Source organism: Prochlorococcus marinus str. MIT 9201, from assembly GCF_000759955.1.
Classification (GTDB): domain Bacteria; phylum Cyanobacteriota; class Cyanobacteriia; order PCC-6307; family Cyanobiaceae; genus Prochlorococcus_A; species Prochlorococcus_A marinus_G.
The window spans coordinates 1-19,223 of sequence record NZ_JNAL01000005.1 but is presented as its reverse complement, the minus strand read 5'-3'; the positions used below and the strand labels follow the sequence as shown (position 1 = coordinate 19,223).

Here is a 19,223-nt window from a genome sequence, read left to right as displayed (position 1 = left end):
CAATGATGATAAAAGAAATGATTATATCTTCAAAAAAGTTTGTTGAAGATGTACAATAGAAAATTATACAATAAAGTATTAATTAAAATGGCTAAAAAAGGGACAAGAGTTGTAGTGACCCTGGAATGTACAGAAGCTAGGACAAGCACAGATCCTAAGAGATCAAATGGTGTCTCAAGATATACTACTGAAAAGAATCGCAGAAATACAACTGAAAGATTAGAACTAAAAAAGTTTAATCCTCATTTAAACAGAATGACAATTCACAAAGAAATAAAATAATCAAATCAAATCAAATCAAATTAAATCAAATTAAATAAAATTAAATCATGCCTAATTCAATTTTTAAAAAACAATTATCACCTATCAAACCTGGAGATCCTATTGATTATAAGGATGTAGAACTCCTAAAGAAATTCATAACTGAGAGGGGGAAAATCCTACCAAGAAGGATGACTGGTTTAACCTCAAAGCAACAAAGAGACCTTACATTAGCGGTAAAAAGAGCAAGAATTGTGGCTCTTCTACCATTTGTAAATCCTGAAGGATAATTTTTATTTAAGAAAGTTCTTACCATAGTTGATATCTCAAATATTTGAAAGATTTAACTAATTTAAAAACATATATTATTGACTCTGATAATCCACATGAAGTTGATGATGCTATTTCTTTAGAAATAAAAGAAGGAAATATTAAAAATTTATGGATACATATTAGTAATCCATGCAAACTCTTTATGCATGATTCTAATGTTGATTTAGATGCAAGAAAGAGAAATAGCAGTTTATATTTAATTGATCAATATGTCCCAATGCTACCTAAAGATATTCTTGAAAAGGCAAATCTAGCTCAAAATAAAATTTCAGAAACTATTAGTGCAGCAATAGAATTCAATGACGATGGATCAATAAATAATTATGAAATAATTGAAGCAATAATAAAACCAAAATATCAATTAACGTATGAAGATGCAAATGAAATATTAGAATTAGAACCTAAAGAAGAGATTGAATTGGTTGAGATTAAAAATTTATTAGAAAAAAGTATAACATTCAGAAAGAAACATGGAGCAATTATTTTTGAAAGTCCTAATAGTAAAATTAAATTATATAAAGATAAAGTTATAGTAAATAAAGTAGAAAAAACAATATCACAAATTATAGTTGCAGAATCAATGATATTAATGGGTTATGTTACAAGTTTATTTATAGATAAATATAACATAGCGGCTGCATTTAGGATTCAAAAATTAAATTGTAATCCATCTGAAATACTTAATAGATACAAAGATAGTGAAATTAAATATATAATATTAAAACAATATATGGGAAGAAGTTATATAACAACCAAGCCTGGTATCCATGAATCATTAGGCCTTAAAATGTACGTTCAATGTACTTCACCACTGCGAAGATATCTTGATTTAATTATACAAAGACAAGTATATAATAAAATTAATAATTACGAAAATTTAAGTATAAATTCAATCACCAAGATTATTGATTATTCAAAAAATAGACAAACAGAGAATAATAATATTTTTAAAAATGATAAAATTACGTATTTAAAATTATTTTTTAAGAATGAAAAAAAATCTTTTTATAAATTAATATTTGTTAAGTGGATCAATCATAAAAAAAATATTGCATTGGTTTATTTCCCAGATTATTCGCTAGAAATACTTATTACTTTTTTTGTATCTATAGAGATATATAGTAATAAAATATATAAAGTTAAATATATTATAAATGATAGTAATCTTTTAGAGTTTATTTATTAATTATATAATAAATATAATAGGTTTTTATTAGTTTAAAAAATATCTGTTAGTATTAATAAAAAAGCTTTATGACTTTTGTCATTACTACCCCTTTATACTATGTTAATGATAAACCTCATTTAGGAAGCGTATATACAACAATAATTTGTGACTCAATAGCTAGGTACAAAAGGCTTGTTGGTGAGGATGTTATTTTCATAACAGGTGTTGATGAACATGGTTTAAAAATACAAAGGACAGCTAATGAAAAGGGTATTGAACCAAAATCTCATTGTGATGAAATCTCAAAAATCTTCAATATCAATTGGAAAAATTGGAATGTATCTTTTGATAAATTTATAAGGACAAGCTCAAAAAAACATGAATTCGTTGTTAATGAATTTTATGAAAGAGTAAAAGAATCAGATGATATCTATATGGGAGTCCAAAAAGGTTGGTATTGTGTCGGTTGTGAAGAATTTAAAGATAATCCAGAAAACTCATCCACATACAAGTGTCCAATACATCAAAAAAACCTAGAATGGAAAAATGAAGAAAATCTCTTTTTTAGGCTTTCGAAATATCAAAAAGAAATTGAGGAAATAATAAACGAACCTTCTTTTATAGAACCAATAGAGAGAAAGAATGAAATTGTAAATTTTGTATCTAAAGGTTTAAAGGATTTTTCAATTTCAAGAACAAATGTCTCATGGGGAATTCCTGTCCCTGGTTACGATAACCATACCTTTTATGTATGGTTTGATGCTTTACTTGGATATGTAAGTGCCATAAGTTCTAATGAGACGGATAATTCATTGGAAAATTCAATAAATGGAGGATGGCCAGCTGATGTTCATTTAATCGGTAAAGATATACTGAGATTCCATGCTGTATACTGGCCCGCGATGCTCATTTCTGCCAATATGAAAATTCCTAAAAAAGTTTATGGACATGGGTTTCTTACAAGAGAGGGACAAAAAATGGGTAAAAGCTTAGGAAATGTACTCGATCCTGACTTATTGCTTTCAAAATATGGAAATGATCCTGTAAGGTGGTACCTCATTAAAGACATATCATTGGGAAATGATGGAGATTTTCAAGATAAAAGATTTGTTGACATTATCAATAATGACTTAGCTAATACAATTGGCAATTTATTAAATAGAACCTCATCTATGTCTAGAAAATGGTTTGATAATAAAGTACCAAATAATGGAAATATTATAAGTGAAAATAAATTAGAGAATTATGCCAAGATTGCAGTTGAAAATTATATTCATAACTTTGATATCTACAAATTAGATCTAGCAGCTAATGAGGTGCTTAGTCTAGCAATTAATACAAATTTGTATTTAAATGATAATCAGCCATGGATGTTAATAAAAGAGAAAGAAAATCTACCACTAGTCAAAGAAATTATTTATAACGTATTAGAAAGCACTCGAATAATAGGATTATTATTACTACCTTTATTGCCCGAATTATCTACAAAAATTAATGAACAACTTGGTTCTATATACAGAGATGAAATTCCTTGGAAAAAACAATTAAGTTGGGGATTATTAGTTAGTAACTCAAGTCTGCCTAAACCCACTCCAATAATAAATAAACTGGAGTATGAATAACATTTATAGACTAATAATTTTCTTTCCATTTTTTGTTCTTGGTTGTGCCCCAAATGTATTTGATGAAAATAAGGTAATACAAAAAATGGATAACTTAGATATGAATATCTTCTCTAAGACAGGAGTTAAAATATATTCTATAAAAAGTCCATATTCAACTTATAATGATGATTTTGAATTCCAGTTAAAAAATACAACTATAAATATATTTAATGGCGAAGAAACGAAGTATATTATATATTCAGATGAATCTACATTATCAGATAACAATAAACTACTAAAACTGAAGGGCAACGTAAAATTAAAAACTCTTAAGCAAGATGAAGATAATTTATATGCAGATAATTTTATATGGAATATAGAAGAGAATAAATATCTTTTAGAGGGAAATATAAGATTTGAAAATAAGAATATCATCTTAAATTCAGAAAAAGCCAAGTTGGGTTCTGATAACATTATTGAATTTTTTAATCCAGTAAAATATCTAGTAAAGGATAAAAATAAAGAAAATAAATATGAAATAAACTCAGAAAATGCCTACTATAATCTCAAAACAGAATCCGTTAGTTTTGAAGCGAAAGACAAAAGAGTTCGTTCAATAATTTATTTTTAAATATTATTTTTTGAAAAAATATTATTCATTTTCTTAGACCAATTGTTTATCCATTTTTCATCAGACTTAGTAAAACATTTTGTACTCCAACCTCCAATCAAGATAAAAGCCCTATTATTAATAGGCACAACTAAAACTGAAGGCACATTAGGACAAAAATTCAAAAATTCATCTTTTCCTGGATAAAATTTAGTGTTTGCCAATGATATTAATTTCATATCTTTTAGAGATCTCAGACACGTTTGCCCAGGTTTAAACTCATTATTCGAAGTAATTCCTCTTCTCAATATATTTGCACCATCATTGTGGATTAATATTGCTGCCGCGGCTGTAGAAGTTAATATCGCTTCAGAACCCCATGCAAGTTCATCAATAACTTCATCAGGAATGTTCCTATCGAAGAAAAACTTATTTTCTCCTTTTAAATCAGCTTTCTCGCCAGATAAAGGTTCGAATTGCTTAAATAAAAAACCTATCAAAATAATAATTAATGAAGCTATTGCTGCTAATACTTGTGCTCTTTCGAGCTCAGGCGTAATAGATTCTATTGAAATGAAATTAGCTATCTGAAAAATAAAGAGTATTGCACCGATTAATATTAATGATCTCCCGTTGAATCCCATATATTAAATATGTTAATCCTATTTAAATTATGCAATTATTATATTATTTAGTACATTTAAAATTACTCAAACATATGGTTTTTAATATATAATTAACCAAAACCTTTTAAAATGAATCTAAACATCAATAAATATATACTTTCGTTTATCATTACCGGCTTAATATTTATATTTATTCCCTCGACTACATACGCAAAAGAAATTAATATTACAAACAAATTTTTTCTTACCACCCAGCAGAAAACAATAATAAATTACGAAAAAAGTCAGCCTTCCTCAATTGACAACCCTGTAGTGGATCCAAATTTTAACACTATGAGAGCAAAAGATACTGAGAGTTCAACTGCAACTTATATAGTTATTGGCTTGTTAATTGCTGCCACAATTATTCCCTTAGCAACATGGTGGTATTTCTCTAAATAACGGAGAATTTATGAATGCCAAGGATCTGAGTATCAAAGATTATATATCCAATATTATTTTTGTAACAGGAGGAACAAAGAGTGGCAAAAGTGAATTAGCAGAGCACTTAGCTAAGGAGGTAAAAAAATTATCATATGTTGCCTTATCAGAAAACAATATTGATGATAAAGAATGGCAAGAAAAAATTAATTTACATCAAAAAAGAAGGCCAAAAGATTGGAAATTAATAGAAACGACAGATCTATTTAATACCTTAAGTAATGAAGATGGTCCATTATTAATTGACTCGATTGGTGGATTTGTTATGGAAAGTATTGATAAAGAAAATACAGAATGGTTAATGAGGATGAATTCACTAATAAGTCTTCTGAAGAAAAGAAGAAGCTTAACATTTATTGTTGGAGAGCAAGTGGGTTGGGGCTTGGTCTCAGAATATAAAATTGGTAATAGATATATTGAAAGAATCGGCCAGTTGCAAAGGAAAATAACAAAAATATCTAAAGATAATTGGCTTGCAATAAACGGCAGAGCAATCAAAATAGATGAAATAAGTTTAGAAATACCTACTTGAATTGGAAGTCGCTCTTTTTGAACCAAGAATTCCTCAAAATACTGGTAATATTGCCAGATCTTGTGCTGCATACAACATACCTTTGAACCTCATTGAGCCTTTAGGTTTTAAACTAGAAGATAAATATTTAAAAAGGGCTGGATTAGACTATTGGCCTCTAGTTAATGTCAATAATTACGAAAATTTTGATAAATTTTTGGAGTCAAAATTATCAAAAAGAATCATTTCTTTTAGTAAAAAAAATGGAATGTATTTAAATGAATTTAAATTTAAGGAAGATGATGTTTTACTTTTTGGAAGAGAAGATTCAGGATTGCCTGATTGCATTATTGATAAAAGTGACTTTTTAATATCAATATTTATGCCAAATATACAAAATGCTACAAAAGGTCATGCAGGAGTAAGGAGTCTCAATCTTTCAGTGGCATGTGGTATTGCTATATATGAGGCTCATAAACAAATAAATTTTCAAAATGATAATTAATTACAAACAATGTCATACAATATTCATAAGTCTCGGTAGCTCAGCTGGTTAGAGCGGCGGATTCATAGCCCGCAGGTCGCGTGTTCAAGTCACGCTCGAGACATTTTCAAATACTTAAAATAAAAATTTATCTAGTATTTTTAAACCTCCAAATCAAGAAAACAATAATTATGAATAATTCACCAAGTACAGTCTTAAATCCAAAAAAAGCAAAAGTAAAATATCCAGAAGTGAGATTGATAGTCCTTGATGATAGTTTTAATACTTTTCAGCACGTGGCAAATTGTCTTCTTTCAATAATTCCAAGTATGAGCGAAAAAAGAGCTTGGGACTTAACCATACAAGTTGACAAATCTGGTTCAGCAGAAGTATGGCGAGGCAATCTTGAACAGGGAGAGTTATATCATGAACAACTAGTCTGCAAAGGACTAACCATGGCCCCAATAGAAAAAGCCTAAATAAGTTAAAGATTAATACAAGATTATTAAATAAAAATCGAAATTATAAAATGCTGTTTTTTGTACTCCTAGAGCTGAAAAAAATTCGCGCAATATTATCAAAATTATTTTTATTAGCTTAATAAAAGAACTTAAAGCAATCACACCTAGAACAAAAAACATTAAAGGCTATATTTGGTATTACAATGCTTGCTATCGCTTAGGTGCAATTTCAAAGGAATTAATTAGCAAACCTTTTGAAGGCTGTGTGAAAGAATCTCAAAAATTGACTTTAAAAAGAAAAATAATAAGTACTATATCTAATAAATAGTTATTTTTTCAGTTCAAACTCTTTTTATATCCAGACAAATTAGATAATTCTTTTAATGTTTGTACACCAATAATTATTTTTCCATTTATTTCCCATGAAGGAAAACCCTGTATATTTTTATCAATACACAATTGTGTTTGACTGTTTTTTCCATCTCTTGCACATTCAACAACGTTGAGTTCCTTGTAAGCTTGCTTTCCAAAGAGTTCACCTTGATCAAGGCAATTAGGACACCAATAAGCTGAATATTTAACTACTCCATTATCTTTAAGGTACTTTGCAAACATAATTGATTCCTTAGTGCTTTCTGAAGTTAACATGAGCTCCTTCTGATTGCTTAAATGAGAACTATTGACAGTTTTTGGTAAAGCAAGAACAATAAATAATGAGATTAAAAATTGCTTCATTTTTTTACTTATATATCTTTCATACTATCTAACTATTTTATCTAACAAAATACTCATATCTTTATTTTTAAATTGTTCAACAAAGTTCAAATTATTAGAATATCAAATAGTTGATCTTCTGGGACAATATTTAATTAAGATGCTTTCAAAAAACATATTTTTAAGCTTCTAATTTTGTATAGAATGTAAATTAAATATTATTGTTTTTATTTTTTTTTATTGCTATTTTTTAATGCGGGCTAAGGTTCATTTCTCCACGAGGATTTAGTCCGCTTGATATTAATAATATTTAATTGATAAAAAATCTTTCTTGTCCAAATATTATTTATATATTTAAGGATTTTAAAAAATTTTATTTACTAATTTTTAAATAACAATTAATTTTTTAGATCTCTTTCAGCAATTTTTTAAAGGTAGTTTCAAAAATAATATTAATAATATATTTGCATATCAACAAACAATTCAATATATGCACAGCATTAGTGTGACACTTCTCATTCAAAAATATTATTATTTTCCTTCATGACTTTCTTAAAGTACTTAAACTCAATAAATTCATGCATCATTTTGATATCTTCTATGAATGATTTTTTATTTAAAGTGTATGCATCACTATTCCTTGAAGATTGACCATTTTTAATAAATATTTCTTGTTCAAAAGAATAATTAGAGAAATCACCCTTATCTATTGATTTTTTATTATAAGAGTCTCCTAAAACTCCTCTAGATCTTAATGCTTCTTCAACCAACAAACCTGTAACTTTTGACTGACTAAATTCATTAGCTCTACATATTTTATCGATAATATCGTGAACTTCTTCACTCGGCAAAAACCCAATTCTTTTTCGTTGAGAGGGCATAATAATAAAAAATTAGTGTCACACTTGCATATTATAAGTGTTGCACTATATTAAATTTAAGTCAACAAATTTACTATGCATATTTTAATATTGCCCGCAGGATTTATTCTTTGGTATTTAGCTTATGAAGCAAAACCCATCATTAATGATGAAGTAACACTTAATTGGGAAGAAAAGAAAATAAATAAAAGAAACAAACTTTTTAATATAATTAACGAAAGTATTTATAACTAACTATCAATATATTTTGACCATTCTTTATGTTTAAAATCTAAATCTGAGATTAACTGCTTTTGATAGGTATATTTAAGTTGATTTTCGTTAAGAGATTTTTTTGTAATAATCATCTCATTAGAGTAAAAATTTGAATTATTTGAACTCCCAATCTTTTTTTTGAAATCCATTAAATAAATTTGACCTATATTTTTTATATGTTTTAAAAACCTTAAGTTTAATTTTTTTTATATTTTTTTTATATTTCCTTAATGTATTTTTTATGTGAAAAATTACTTATTTATTAAATAAAAAGAGTATATTGAATAAAATTATCGTCTTGCTATGAATCTTAAGGATAGAGGTATAACTGTAGGAGATTTATTAATCATATTAATAATAATCCTCATAACCACAATTTTTTATAAGACATTTAGCAAGGATAAGAAAACTACACTAAGTCATAATTCGCACGAGTTAATTTCTTACAAAATTCCCTCTTTTTCAAGGATAAATATTTAAACAACCTTTCTAACTATAAAATTAAAATTTTTATAGTTAATTTCTCAAACATATAATTTATTTCTTTATCTATTCTTTAGTTTCTAGAAATTACTAAATAAAGCAAATATTATATATTTTGAGATTTAATTAAATGATTTGGAACTTTCCCATTTCAAATTATCCTTTAAATCATTGAAATCATTTGATATTGAAACTAAATTCACCATTTGAAGAATTTGAGTTTTATTTAGCCTATTAATAGCAATAAGTTTATTAAGCATTTCTAAAACAGATTTATCATTAATATTCATTGTTTGTATTAAAAACTATGATTCTTCAATTCCTATACCTTACCTTATAATTATAAAATTTACTTTTAAAATTCAATATTATATTTATTGATAAATATAATGAATATCTTAAAAATCATCAAAAATAAAACTTTTACTAATAAGTAAAAATCTTTTAGCTCACTTTTTTATAAATTCGTTTAATGTAAAAGAAAAAAAAATGAAAAAAAACTCCAAGAAAGAATATCTTAATAGAGATGAAGTAAATGAAATGATTGAATCAGCTTTAAGAAGACACAATAGAAGATCTACAATAATATCAAGTGTACTTGGCTGGATTCTAATAGGAGGTTATTCGTTTGGACTTTTTCAAGCGGTTCAAAATGTCTAATTAACCTTCTCTTTAAAGAAGAACTTGCTAGATGATAAATTACTATAAGATAAGCTATTAATTATGAGGGAATATATTGAGGCAAATCTTACAGTGATAAGAAAATATTTAAAAAAGCGAAAAAAATATACCTCAAAATTAAATAATGCCTCAATAATGGAAGAATTCAAAGAGTGGAGCAAAGATCCATTACCTGAAACAGAATCAATTTGGACTTTACCTGACTTAACGAGAAATGAAAGACTAAAAAATTTTTGTCGATCAATTAAAAAGGAAATAAGATGAATTATTAATTACCCAGTTGTATATGATTTACTTTTAAATAAAAATATCCTGCAAATCCCAATAAGTTTAATATTATAACGAAAATCCAAGCTCCAACTGGCTGGTTAGAATCAAATTTTTTTATTTTAACTTTGTCCCTTAGTCTCTCAATATATTTAGCCATAATTAAAGATATTAAAAAATTATCCCTAATTATAAAGTGTTAAATTTAAAGGAATCTTAAAAAAAATAAAATTTCTTTTAATTTGAATTTTTATTGTCAAGCCTGTTAATGGGATATTTAGTTAACTCCTTTTTGAGATTTTTTAAAAGTTTATTATGATTCAAAATTGTAAATTTTCTAGTAAAGGAATAATGCCATTTCATTGAAAAAAAAAAAAACTTGCTAATTCATTATTAATAAAATTATAATACTTAATACGGTCATTCAGACCACACATAATTTAAATAAGGACAAATTTTTTCATGAGCTTAAGAGTTGGCCAAGAAGCACCAGACTTTAGTGCTACAGCAGTATATGATCAAGAGTTTAAGGAGATTACACTTTCAGATCTAAGAGGTAAATGGGTTGTTTTATTTTTTTACCCACTAGATTTTACATTTGTATGTCCTACTGAAATCACTGCATTTAGTGATAGATACCAGGATTTCTCAGAACTTAATACAGAAATACTTGGGGTATCAGTTGATAGCAAACACTGTCATTTGGCTTGGATACAAACCCCAAGAAATGAAGGTGGAATAGGTGATATTAACTATCCGTTAGTTTCTGACTTAAAAAGAGAAATTTGCCAATCTTACAATGTCCTTAATGATGATGGAGAGGCCGATAGAGGTTTATTTCTTATCAATCCAGAAGGAGTAGTTATGCATACGACTGTTAACAAGGCTCCTGTAGGAAGAAATGTTGATGAAACACTAAGGATTCTTCAAGGTTATCAATACGTTGCAGCGAACCCAGACGAAGTATGTCCAGCAAACTGGACCCCTGGGGAGAAAACAATGTTAGAGGACCCCAAAGGTAGTAAGGAATATTTTTCTGCGCTATAAAAGCATTAGAAACATCTTAAGTAAGTATTGAGTAGTAAATAATTATAAAAAAATAAAAAATAAACATATTCAAAATGGGGATCAAATCCCCCTTTTGAGGTATGGCTACGATCCAATCGCTTAAATTAGTTTTATATGATATTAAGGACCACGTAAAAAAAGAAATTTCTATAGAGACTAATATAAAAAGATTAATTAAATTCAAGTCATTTAAACCAAAATATCTATAAATATGAAACTGATCATCAACACTAATATTATTAATTTGAAGATGCCAAAGATAGATAGAAATCAAAATAAAATTTACCAATATTATTTTTTTTAAAAGAAACCTAGATTTCTTAAAAATTAATAAAATAGAAATTAAGAATATGGATAAACTTAACTGTGGAATATCGGGTTTTGGTATATTAATTCCTTCAAGAAATAAATTAAATATGAGATCAAAATTTATATATATATATACAGCTATAAAGTAAGATAGAAATATTAAATTTATTGCTACAAAGAATAATAATCTTTTACCTTTAATTATTTTTTTACTATGAATCATATCCTTATTAAAATTGTAGTATGTATAGTTTTTTAAAGAGTTTAAACACACTAAAGATGGACATATTGCACCGCTCAAATAGTAAAGGATTGAATAAAATGAAACATTATTAATATTGAATGAATACAAATTAAACCATTGTTTTTGAACCAATGGAAGAATTAGTAAGAAAGAAATCGTAACTAATAACTTCGTTGTATTGTTTTTAATTATCAAGAAAATATTTTTTTTTAAATTTAAAACAGTTAAATCAAACTTTCAACAATTTAGAAGTTGTTAATTGAAAAACTTTTTTATCTATAGTTTCTTGATTTAAAAGTATATCAACTAATTTATCTAGTAAGACTCTATTTTTTTTCAATATTTTTATTGAATTATTTAATGAAATTTTAGAAATATTTATGATTTCATTATCTATTCTAGAACTAGTATTTTCTGCTATTAGAGGCTTTCTTCTAAATAATCCATCTCCTAAATACATTTCATTATTATTGGAATCCATTGAAATTGGACCAATAATTGAAAATCCATATTTTGTAACCATTTCCCTTACGATATTTGTCGCATAGGAGATATCGTTTAAGGAGCATTGTGTAATTTCACTTTCACCAAAAACTATGGTTTCTGCTGCTCTTCCAGCTAAAGCAATTTCAATTTTTGAAAATAATAATTTTTTTGAAATCAAGCCACTAGAAATTACATCTTCGTCAGGGCATATTTTTGTATATCCTCCTATAGATCCAGATCTAGGTAAGATCGTAATCTTATCAACTGATTCAATTCCATTCCTGACGGCAGATACAATCGCTCTGCCTACCTCGTTATAAGCAATAATTTTTTTCATATTTGGAGAAGTTATTAATGAACTTCTCAGGCCAATCGTAATCTTATCAAGAGCATTTTCTATATGAAGATCACTGATTAATTTAGATTCATCTCTTGCACAATGAATAGCACTCTCGTTCATCAAATTTGCAAGATCTGCTCCAGAAAATCCAACTGTTCTAGAAGCCCAATATCCTAAGTCAACATCGTTTGAAAGTGGTTTGGAAAGTGAGTGAACTGATAGAATTTTTTTTCTTCCATCTAAATCTGGAAGCATGACTTCAATTTTTCTATCAAATCTACCTGGTCTTAATAATGCTGCATCCAAAATATCTGGTCTATTTGTTGCTGCTAAAACAATAATCCCGGAATTATCAGCAAAACCATCTAATTCAGTTAGAAGCTGATTAAGGGTTTGTTCTCTTTCATCATTTCCACCTCCGATACCAGACCCTCTTTGCCTTCCAATAGAATCAATTTCATCAATGAAAATTATACAAGGAGATTTGTCCTTAGCCTTAGAGAATAGATCCCGAACTCGGCTTGCACCAACACCGACAAAAAGTTCTACAAACTCTGATGCCGATATTGAGAGAAAAGGCACTCCTGATTCACCAGCAATTGCTTTAGCCAATAACGTTTTACCTGTTCCTGGTGGGCCAATTAAAAGAACTCCCTTAGGAACTTTTGCTCCAAGATTTTCAAATTTCTTTGGTTCTTTCAAAAATGTTATTACCTCTTTTAATTCCTCAGCTGCTTCAGGGACACCAGCTACATCATCGAATCTCGTTTCTACATCATCAATAGTTACAAATTTAGCTTGATTTTTGGTAAAACCAAAGGCTCTGGAAGCCAATTTTGATGTACTCCTCAAGATTAAAACTATAGCTAATATGAAAATCAGTAAAAGGCTTATTGAAGCAAACGAATTAGCAGCTGAGGCTTCTTTTCTACTATTGTTAATAGTGAGATCCACCTTATTTTCGGTAGCCTTTTCAAGGATTAATTGATCGTTGTAAAGGATAGGTATTTTAAATTTATCGCCATTTTTATACAGAACATCAATTTCCCTCTGCCTAGGATAGAAAAAAATTGATTCTATTTTCCCCGTCTCTATATCTTCTAAAAGATCCGAATAACTTGATTTAGAATCTGAATATGAGAATTTTGGTCTAAACACTAATCTCTATAAGTGATTTATAAAGCATATATGCTTATTTAAAAAATTGACGTATATAAACAAAATATAGTCAAAAGTTTTGGAGATAACCAGTTAAAGGTTATATTATTATATGGAAATAAAGAAACAGAATGGCTGTACCAAAGAAGAAAAAATCAAAGAGCAAAAGGAACCAAAGGCACGCTGTCTGGAAAGGGAAAGCAGCAAGAGCAGCTCAAAAAGCTATATCTTTAGGTAAATCAGTTTTAACCGGTAAAGCTCAGGGATTTGTCTATCCTATTGAAGAAGAAGAAGAAGAATAGCTTTTAAGATCCTAATTTAAATGCCTCAAGTATAACGGCATAAATTGCACCAATTCTTAATTTATCAATTACGGTCCATAAATAATAAAATTTTGAACTTGCGGCGGGTTTAATTCTTATAATTATTTCAATAAAAAAAATAATTATTGGAACCATAATTAACTCATTTTTGCCTTCAGATATAAATTTTGTAAGAAAATTAGCGAACAAAAAATAACCTGTCAAAACAGAAATTAGACCAATAGATTTTGTTCTCCAAGTATCACTTAGAAAGCCAAAAAATATATTATTTAACTGGTAGGTAATTCTAGAAAAATTAGTTTTTTGCATTACTAAAAGACACTAAATAATCACTTAGAAAACTATAGTCAACATATGATTTTTTTAGTTTAGGGCCTTTAATTACATTTGCCACATTATTATCATCACCAAGACTGTCTAAAATACAATCTAAATGAATATTGTCTTCAAGAACAATTGGGATATTTGAAGGGACATAAATTGTGGGTAAGTTAGCTGCCAATGAAGATTTCAATCCTGGATTGGAGTCTTCGAAAACAATTGAGTTATTTTTGTTTATACCACTTAATTGAATAGCCTTTAAATAAGGCAAAGGATTTGGTTTCTTTAATTCCACATCCTCACTTGAAATAATGAACTCAAAAGGATTGAAGCCATTAAAAAGGTATTCAACAAGAAGATCAACTTGATTTCTTGAACTTGAAGTAACAATAAATTGTCTTACTTTTTTTCTATGTAATTCATTTATTAATCTAGATACACCAGTTTTGAAACTAACGCAATTTTTTTTTATAATTTCTAAATAATGAAATTGCTTTGTTTCATGAATTTTAAGAATTAAATCTTCTGAGAAATCATCATTATTCGATTTAGCGTAATAAGCAATCCTATTTTTGCCACCATTTATCTTCAAAAGTTTTATGTATTTATTAGCGTCCCAATTCCACTTAATACCAAGATCATTGAAAGCATTATTAAAAGCAGGTAAATGAGCCTCTAATTCAGTATTTGCGATAGTACCATCTAAATCCCAATAAACACCCTTAAGATAAGTCACCAAAAAGAATTTATTTTATTTACGGTAAAATATAAGCGCAATTATTGCTGGTCCTGCTAACGCAACTACAGCTAAAGGAATAAGTGTTGCCATGATTAATGAATATGTTTTGTGATACTATTTTTACAAATAAATGATGAAACTGTACTGATACGTTACAAGATTGAATTAAATCATGAAATCATGGACATGTATTGAAAATTGCGGAGCTTGTTGTAAATTCGACTTGAACGAAAGAAGCGATTTGGCTGACAAACTTAACAAAGAAGATATAGCTTTGATAAATTCGATGACTGCTAAAGACGGTTGGTGTAAAAACCTGGACAGAGAAAAGAAAAAATGCTTAATTTATGAAACCAGACCACATTTTTGCCGAGTAAGTGAATTTTCTACTGCATTTAAAGGATATTTGAAATCAGGTGACAAATTTCTTATAGATTGCTGCAAACAACATATTTCATCAAATTATGGATACAAAAGTAAAGAGATGAAAAATTTCAGAATAGCAATCTCAGGAAAATGAATAGTAAATTAGAAAAAAATGAGAACAATATAGAAAAAGGTTTTTTTTCTATATTTTTTACAACTTTCACAACAATTTTTATTGCTGAACTTGGTGATAAAACTCAGATAGCTACTCTCATGCTTTCCGCTGAATCGGGGAAGCCAATAAATGTTTTTCTAGGAAGTTCTTTGGCTTTAATAAGCTCTAGTGTAGTGGGAGTTCTTATTGGCAAATGGTTATCAAAAAAAATATCTCCTAGCAAATTTGCTTTATCTACTGGTGCTTTAATGGTGATTGTTAGTCTATTTCTAGCCTACGATACTTTTAAAAATTATTTATAAATGGTACTAAGTTTATTACTATCTACATTTCTAACTGTTTTCATAGCTGAATTAGGAGATAAAACCCAACTCGCCACCTTAACTATAAGCGGTACCTCTAACAAACCATTGGCAGTATTTTTGGGATCTTCTTCCGCACTTGTCTTCGCAAGTTTAATAGGAGCATTAACAGGTGGTTCTATTTCAAGTTTTTTACCCGAAGTTGTTCTTAAATCAATAGCCTCAATAACATTTTTTATAATTGGCATTAGACTTTTTGTAAATTCCTTCGCCATGGACAAAGAAGAAAAAGAAGATAAAGAAGATAATTAGTTTTAAGCTTGGATAAAAGGTGTAATAATGAAGTATATCCAACCTAATCGATTCATAATTTTATTAATCCTATGTTCTCAGCATCGTCAATAATTAATAATTTGGATCAATCAGAAGGATTAGAATTTAAAAAATTATGTAGAACCTTAAAAATAACAAAGAAATCTGAAAAGGATAAATTAGCAATAGCTTTAACGGCACTAGAAAAACTAGAAATAATAAATAAAAACGAAGACAATGAATATACTTGCAAGCAACATAGCAAGCATATTGTTGCCAAAATAAGGTGCAGCAGTAAGGGTTATTGCTTTGCGGTAAGGGGGAAAAACAAAGAGGATATCTACATTAAAGAAAATCTCCTTAATTATGCATGGAATGGAGATAAAGTTTTAGTAAGGATAATAAAAGAGGGGTATAGAAGAAGATCACCGGAGGGAATAGTCGATTGTATTCTTGAGAGGACAAATCAAATACTTCTCTCTAAAGTTGAAATAATAAACAATGATATATACGCTATTCCTATCGATGATAGGATCCTTTCTAAAATAAAACTTCCAAAAGAGGATAAACAATACATTTATAAACCAGAAAATAAGAATATAGTCAAAGTTGAGATTGATAGATTCCCTATATGTCAAGAAGAAGGCCTAGGCCATGTAATACAAGAACTACAACTTAATAGTAATGAGGAATTAGATACAGATTTTGTTTTATCAAAAAGCAATATCGTTAAATTAAAAAATGCGAAACTTATTGAATCTAAGAAAATAGAAAAACAGAAAAGAATAGACTTATCAGAAAAAAACTCTTATTTGTTCAAAAGTTGGAATTCTGATAATTCTCCAATGCTACCTATGATTCAAATAGAGCAGGAAAAAGACAGAAGTACTAAATTATGGATACACACGAATAATCTCGCAGAAAGAGTAGAACTAAATACTAAAAAATCCTTAGAAATATTCTTTAATAGCTTTGAATCATTACCCTCATTGAATTGTTGGCATAACTATCTTAGTGAAAACATAAGAAATGATTCTGAATTTAAATTAGGTGAAAAGAATGAAGCAATAAGCATCTGCTTTCATATAAACAGCGACAATGAAATAACTGAATGGTCATTTCATCTCACTTTGGTAAGATGCACTCTAGTTGTTGGGAGTGATCATACTGACGCACTTCTATCTAGAAAAAGTAAGACTAGAATAACCTCAAGATTATTAAAACCAATAAAGGAATACATAGAGGATTTAGATAAAATACTTGAGATTGCAAGTTCATTTAGACAAAGACAACTTTTAACAGGAAAGGTGGAAATTCCTGGTCCATTAAATAAAATAGATTCATTAGATGAATTTTTTATTCACAACCCAGCTGAATATTCAAAAGAATATTTTGCACCATTAATAAAAGAAGATTGCCAAACATACCTCTCCCCAATACTATATGAAGCGAATTTGATATGGTACAAACATTCAAATAAGTACGGCTTAAAAAGTGCAGGATACTTATTAAAGGGAATAGATTACATTAATGCAAATGAAATCATTAAATATTCAGAATTCGTCGATAATGATATACAACTAAATGAAGATGGTAATTTATCATTTAGTCAAGTAATTAAGTTATGCAGTGATGATAATAAAAAAAGAATCTTACATAAACTTTTGATCAATGAATTTAAGGAAAATCAAGTAAGTCTATTTTCTGAAAATACAAATAATGATGAATCAGAAAACATATTTATTTCTCCTTGGACAATTCCTGCATATGACTTTACTAATCTTATTAATCAGTACTGTATATTTAATATGATAATAAATGGCAAGAAATCAAAGAAAAATAATATTAATGAAATAGATTTAGCGAAAAGTAACTCCTTAAAATTAGTGGATTGGCATATATTTAATTCATCAATTTCAAAGAATATAGATACATTATTTAATAAGTTTGTAATAGATAAAATTAATGAATATAAGTATAAAGTTAATCAATATAAATCAAATATCATAAGTATAAAGAAAGTAAGAAAGGCTGAAAAATTATTAGGCAATATTTATAATGGAATTATTTTATCGGTTCAAAGTTATGGTTTTTTTGTCGAAATATCAGAACTAGACGTTGAAGGTCTTGTTCACGTCAGCACTCTAAATAATGATTGGTATGAATATAGATCAAGACAAAATCAATTGATTGGAAGAAAATCTAAGAAATCATATAAAGTTGGAGATGAAATAGAAGTTAAAATCATAAAAGTTGATATTCTTAAATATCAAATTGATTTAGAGTTAATTTAAATAAATTTCTAAAAATAAATAATGAAAATATCAACCCAAAAAAAACTGAAGATAACTTTATAGAATGATTTTCAAGAAAAAATATTTATTATTAACTTTTTTTTTGATAATAGTATTTCAAATTTTACTATACACAAATAATAAACAAAATACTTCATTTAGGTATTTTAAATGGGTTGTCCAAGAGGTAAGTATAGGTAAGTTAATCAGTATTTCATTTTTTTCTGGTTTTTTTATAAGTACACTATTAGGCACTTCATCATCTAGTTATAAGAAAAATACTTTCGAAAATTTTGAAGAAAATTATGAAACGCAAAATAATGAAGAGAATTTGAAATCTAGTATTGAGATGCCTCCACAAAGGGATATTAGAGATGCTCAACCAACGATATCTGTTAATTACAGAGTAATCAAAAATACAGAAGAAAATAATATTGAAAGGGATCAAAATTATTCAAATAGTTTTAATAATGAAGATGACTGGGATGATAATGATGATGAATGGTAGAAAAACCAAATTATATAAATTATGAAAATGGTTATTTTTATTTATAATAGGTGATATATAAAAATTCTTATGGAAGAAAATTTAGAACCTAATGCTGAAGTTATTAAAGGAATATCTGACAAGTCTAATAAACCAAACTCTGAGGTAATAAAAAAATCCATAACTGAAAAAGAAACTAATTCGGATGAAAATATTCCTAATTCACAAAATGACTCTACTTTTAATGTTGATCTAAAAAAAGAAAATGCTGCACCCTCTGAAAATAATCTTAAATCTCAAAATGAGTCTGCTCCTAATGTTGATTTAAAAAAAGAAAATGCTGCACTCTCTGAAAATAATCTTAAATCTCAAAATAAGTCTGCTCCTAATGTTGATTTAAAAAAAGAAAATGCTGCACCCTCTGAAAATAATCTTAAATCTCAAAATGAGTCTGCTCCTAATGTTGATTTAAAAAAAGAA

General features: G+C 27.7%; 28 protein-coding genes, 1 tRNA gene and 1 pseudogene. 21 read left to right on the top strand and 9 right to left on the bottom strand.

Going from position 1 to position 19,223, the window contains the following annotated elements:
• Positions 1 to 87 precede the first annotated feature (87 nt).
• From rpmG to lptC, 5 genes are all read left to right on the top strand, one after another.
• Positions 88 to 282, top strand: a complete 195-nt coding sequence (gene rpmG, locus EU95_RS07965) for a 50S ribosomal protein L33 (RefSeq protein ID WP_002805540.1) — start codon at positions 88 to 90, stop codon at positions 280 to 282.
• Between the two features lie 47 nt (positions 283 to 329).
• Positions 330 to 551, top strand: coding sequence for a 30S ribosomal protein S18 (gene rpsR / locus EU95_RS07970; RefSeq protein WP_002806014.1), 222 nt, complete (start codon positions 330 to 332; stop codon positions 549 to 551).
• 44 nt (positions 552 to 595) lie between these two features.
• Positions 596 to 1,780, top strand: a complete 1,185-nt coding sequence (locus tag EU95_RS07975; RefSeq protein ID WP_032521403.1) for a ribonuclease catalytic domain-containing protein — start codon at positions 596 to 598, stop codon at positions 1,778 to 1,780.
• A gap of 68 nt (positions 1,781 to 1,848) precedes the next feature.
• Complete coding sequence (metG, locus tag EU95_RS07980; protein WP_032521402.1) at positions 1,849 to 3,384, top strand: methionine--tRNA ligase; 1,536 nt, start codon at positions 1,849 to 1,851, stop codon at positions 3,382 to 3,384.
• Positions 3,377 to 3,997, top strand: coding sequence for an LPS export ABC transporter periplasmic protein LptC (gene lptC / locus EU95_RS07985; protein WP_052046849.1), 621 nt, complete (start codon positions 3,377 to 3,379; stop codon positions 3,995 to 3,997). The genes metG and lptC overlap by 8 nt, the downstream gene beginning before the upstream one ends.
• Here the strand turns inward: lptC and EU95_RS07990 are convergent.
• Entirely contained in the window at positions 3,994 to 4,620 is a 627-nt protein-coding gene (locus EU95_RS07990; RefSeq protein ID WP_032521401.1) for a cofactor assembly of complex C subunit B, read from the bottom strand. The two genes, lptC and EU95_RS07990, sit on opposite strands and share 4 nt — an antisense overlap.
• 111 nt (positions 4,621 to 4,731) lie before the next feature.
• Between EU95_RS07990 and EU95_RS07995 the strand changes: the two genes are divergently transcribed.
• The 5 genes from EU95_RS07995 to clpS all read left to right on the top strand — a co-directional run bounded on the left by EU95_RS07995 (position 4,732) and on the right by clpS (position 6,556).
• Entirely contained in the window at positions 4,732 to 5,043 is a 312-nt protein-coding gene (locus tag EU95_RS07995; protein WP_032521400.1) for a hypothetical protein, read from the top strand.
• A 10-nt stretch (positions 5,044 to 5,053) separates the two neighbouring features.
• Positions 5,054 to 5,614 (top strand): bifunctional adenosylcobinamide kinase/adenosylcobinamide-phosphate guanylyltransferase, encoded by a 561-nt coding sequence (locus tag EU95_RS08000; RefSeq protein WP_032521399.1) that lies wholly within the window; start codon positions 5,054 to 5,056, stop codon positions 5,612 to 5,614.
• Position 5,615: 1 nt separating this feature from the next.
• Positions 5,616 to 6,098: a tRNA (cytidine(34)-2'-O)-methyltransferase gene (locus EU95_RS08005; protein WP_032521398.1), complete on the top strand. Its 483-nt coding sequence runs from the start codon at positions 5,616 to 5,618 to the stop codon at positions 6,096 to 6,098.
• Between the two features lie 29 nt (positions 6,099 to 6,127).
• Positions 6,128 to 6,201, top strand: a tRNA-Met gene (locus tag EU95_RS08010).
• Positions 6,202 to 6,268: 67 nt separating this feature from the next.
• Positions 6,269 to 6,556, top strand: coding sequence for an ATP-dependent Clp protease adapter ClpS (gene clpS, locus EU95_RS08015; RefSeq protein WP_032521397.1), 288 nt, complete (start codon positions 6,269 to 6,271; stop codon positions 6,554 to 6,556).
• Between the two features lie 318 nt (positions 6,557 to 6,874).
• On the opposite strand, the gene EU95_RS08020 is transcribed toward clpS, so the two are convergent.
• Positions 6,875 to 7,273 carry a hypothetical protein gene (locus EU95_RS08020; protein ID WP_032521396.1) on the bottom strand — a complete coding sequence of 133 codons (399 nt, stop codon included), beginning with the start codon at positions 7,271 to 7,273 and terminating at the stop codon, positions 6,875 to 6,877.
• 494 nt (positions 7,274 to 7,767) lie between these two features.
• Entirely contained in the window at positions 7,768 to 8,133 is a 366-nt protein-coding gene (locus EU95_RS08025) for a hypothetical protein (protein ID WP_032521395.1), read from the bottom strand.
• A 75-nt stretch (positions 8,134 to 8,208) separates the two neighbouring features.
• Between EU95_RS08025 and EU95_RS09700 the strand changes: the two genes are divergently transcribed.
• Entirely contained in the window at positions 8,209 to 8,367 is a 159-nt protein-coding gene (locus tag EU95_RS09700) for a hypothetical protein (RefSeq protein ID WP_193742423.1), read from the top strand.
• Here the strand turns inward: EU95_RS09700 and EU95_RS09695 are convergent.
• Together EU95_RS09695 and EU95_RS09690 are read right to left on the bottom strand one after the other, a co-directional pair.
• Positions 8,364 to 8,537 carry a hypothetical protein gene (locus EU95_RS09695; protein ID WP_193742422.1) on the bottom strand — a complete coding sequence of 58 codons (174 nt, stop codon included), beginning with the start codon at positions 8,535 to 8,537 and terminating at the stop codon, positions 8,364 to 8,366. The two genes, EU95_RS09700 and EU95_RS09695, sit on opposite strands and share 4 nt — an antisense overlap.
• A 456-nt stretch (positions 8,538 to 8,993) precedes the next feature.
• On the bottom strand, positions 8,994 to 9,161 hold the full coding sequence (locus EU95_RS09690) for a hypothetical protein (protein ID WP_193742421.1): 168 nt from the start codon (positions 9,159 to 9,161) through the stop codon (positions 8,994 to 8,996).
• Positions 9,162 to 9,360: 199 nt separating this feature from the next.
• On the opposite strand from EU95_RS09690, the gene EU95_RS09685 reads away from it, so the two are divergent.
• The 3 genes from EU95_RS09685 to EU95_RS08035 all read left to right on the top strand — a co-directional run bounded on the left by EU95_RS09685 (position 9,361) and on the right by EU95_RS08035 (position 10,866).
• On the top strand, positions 9,361 to 9,531 hold the full coding sequence (locus tag EU95_RS09685) for a hypothetical protein (RefSeq protein WP_011818447.1): 171 nt from the start codon (positions 9,361 to 9,363) through the stop codon (positions 9,529 to 9,531).
• A gap of 63 nt (positions 9,532 to 9,594) precedes the next feature.
• Entirely contained in the window at positions 9,595 to 9,816 is a 222-nt protein-coding gene (locus EU95_RS08030; RefSeq protein WP_032521393.1) for a hypothetical protein, read from the top strand.
• A 465-nt stretch (positions 9,817 to 10,281) separates the two neighbouring features.
• Positions 10,282 to 10,866, top strand: a complete 585-nt coding sequence (locus tag EU95_RS08035) for a peroxiredoxin (protein WP_032521392.1) — start codon at positions 10,282 to 10,284, stop codon at positions 10,864 to 10,866.
• Between the two features lie 803 nt (positions 10,867 to 11,669).
• On the opposite strand, the gene ftsH is transcribed toward EU95_RS08035, so the two are convergent.
• The gene (gene ftsH / locus EU95_RS08045; protein ID WP_032521389.1) at positions 11,670 to 13,424 is read right to left on the bottom strand and encodes an ATP-dependent zinc metalloprotease FtsH; all 1,755 of its coding nucleotides are present in this window, start codon (positions 13,422 to 13,424) and stop codon (positions 11,670 to 11,672) included.
• Positions 13,425 to 13,555: 131 nt separating this feature from the next.
• On the opposite strand from ftsH, the gene rpmF reads away from it, so the two are divergent.
• Positions 13,556 to 13,726 (top strand): 50S ribosomal protein L32, encoded by a 171-nt coding sequence (gene rpmF / locus EU95_RS08050; RefSeq protein ID WP_032521388.1) that lies wholly within the window; start codon positions 13,556 to 13,558, stop codon positions 13,724 to 13,726.
• 3 nt (positions 13,727 to 13,729) lie between these two features.
• Here the strand turns inward: rpmF and EU95_RS08055 are convergent, their stop codons facing one another.
• Genes EU95_RS08055 through psb30 form a run of 3 tightly spaced genes read right to left on the bottom strand, consistent with a single transcriptional unit; the run spans position 13,730 to position 14,897 of the window.
• Positions 13,730 to 14,056 carry a DUF565 domain-containing protein gene (locus EU95_RS08055; RefSeq protein ID WP_032521387.1) on the bottom strand — a complete coding sequence of 109 codons (327 nt, stop codon included), beginning with the start codon at positions 14,054 to 14,056 and terminating at the stop codon, positions 13,730 to 13,732.
• Entirely contained in the window at positions 14,043 to 14,804 is a 762-nt protein-coding gene (locus EU95_RS08060) for an HAD-IA family hydrolase (protein WP_032521386.1), read from the bottom strand. Before EU95_RS08060 ends, EU95_RS08055 begins: the two co-directional genes overlap by 14 nt.
• Positions 14,805 to 14,819: 15 nt before the next feature.
• Positions 14,820 to 14,897, bottom strand: coding sequence for a photosystem II reaction center protein Ycf12/Psb30 (psb30, locus tag EU95_RS10315; protein WP_158462193.1), 78 nt, complete (start codon positions 14,895 to 14,897; stop codon positions 14,820 to 14,822).
• A gap of 82 nt (positions 14,898 to 14,979) precedes the next feature.
• On the opposite strand from psb30, the gene EU95_RS08065 reads away from it, so the two are divergent.
• From EU95_RS08065 to EU95_RS0108675, 6 genes and pseudogenes are all read left to right on the top strand, one after another.
• Positions 14,980 to 15,327 (top strand): YkgJ family cysteine cluster protein, encoded by a 348-nt coding sequence (locus EU95_RS08065; protein WP_032521385.1) that lies wholly within the window; start codon positions 14,980 to 14,982, stop codon positions 15,325 to 15,327.
• The gene (locus EU95_RS08070) at positions 15,324 to 15,650 is read left to right on the top strand and encodes a TMEM165/GDT1 family protein (protein WP_032521384.1); all 327 of its coding nucleotides are present in this window, start codon (positions 15,324 to 15,326) and stop codon (positions 15,648 to 15,650) included. Before EU95_RS08065 ends, EU95_RS08070 begins: the two co-directional genes overlap by 4 nt.
• Positions 15,651 to 15,962 carry a TMEM165/GDT1 family protein gene (locus tag EU95_RS09375; protein ID WP_072014825.1) on the top strand — a complete coding sequence of 104 codons (312 nt, stop codon included), beginning with the start codon at positions 15,651 to 15,653 and terminating at the stop codon, positions 15,960 to 15,962.
• 71 nt (positions 15,963 to 16,033) lie between these two features.
• Positions 16,034 to 18,256, top strand: coding sequence for a S1 RNA-binding domain-containing protein (locus tag EU95_RS08075; protein ID WP_032521382.1), 2,223 nt, complete (start codon positions 16,034 to 16,036; stop codon positions 18,254 to 18,256).
• 103 nt (positions 18,257 to 18,359) lie between these two features.
• Positions 18,360 to 18,764 (top strand): hypothetical protein, encoded by a 405-nt coding sequence (locus tag EU95_RS08080; protein WP_342665513.1) that lies wholly within the window; start codon positions 18,360 to 18,362, stop codon positions 18,762 to 18,764.
• Positions 18,765 to 18,833: 69 nt separating this feature from the next.
• A pseudogene (locus EU95_RS0108675) lies at positions 18,834 to 19,223 on the top strand (DUF2996 domain-containing protein); the annotation flags it as partial.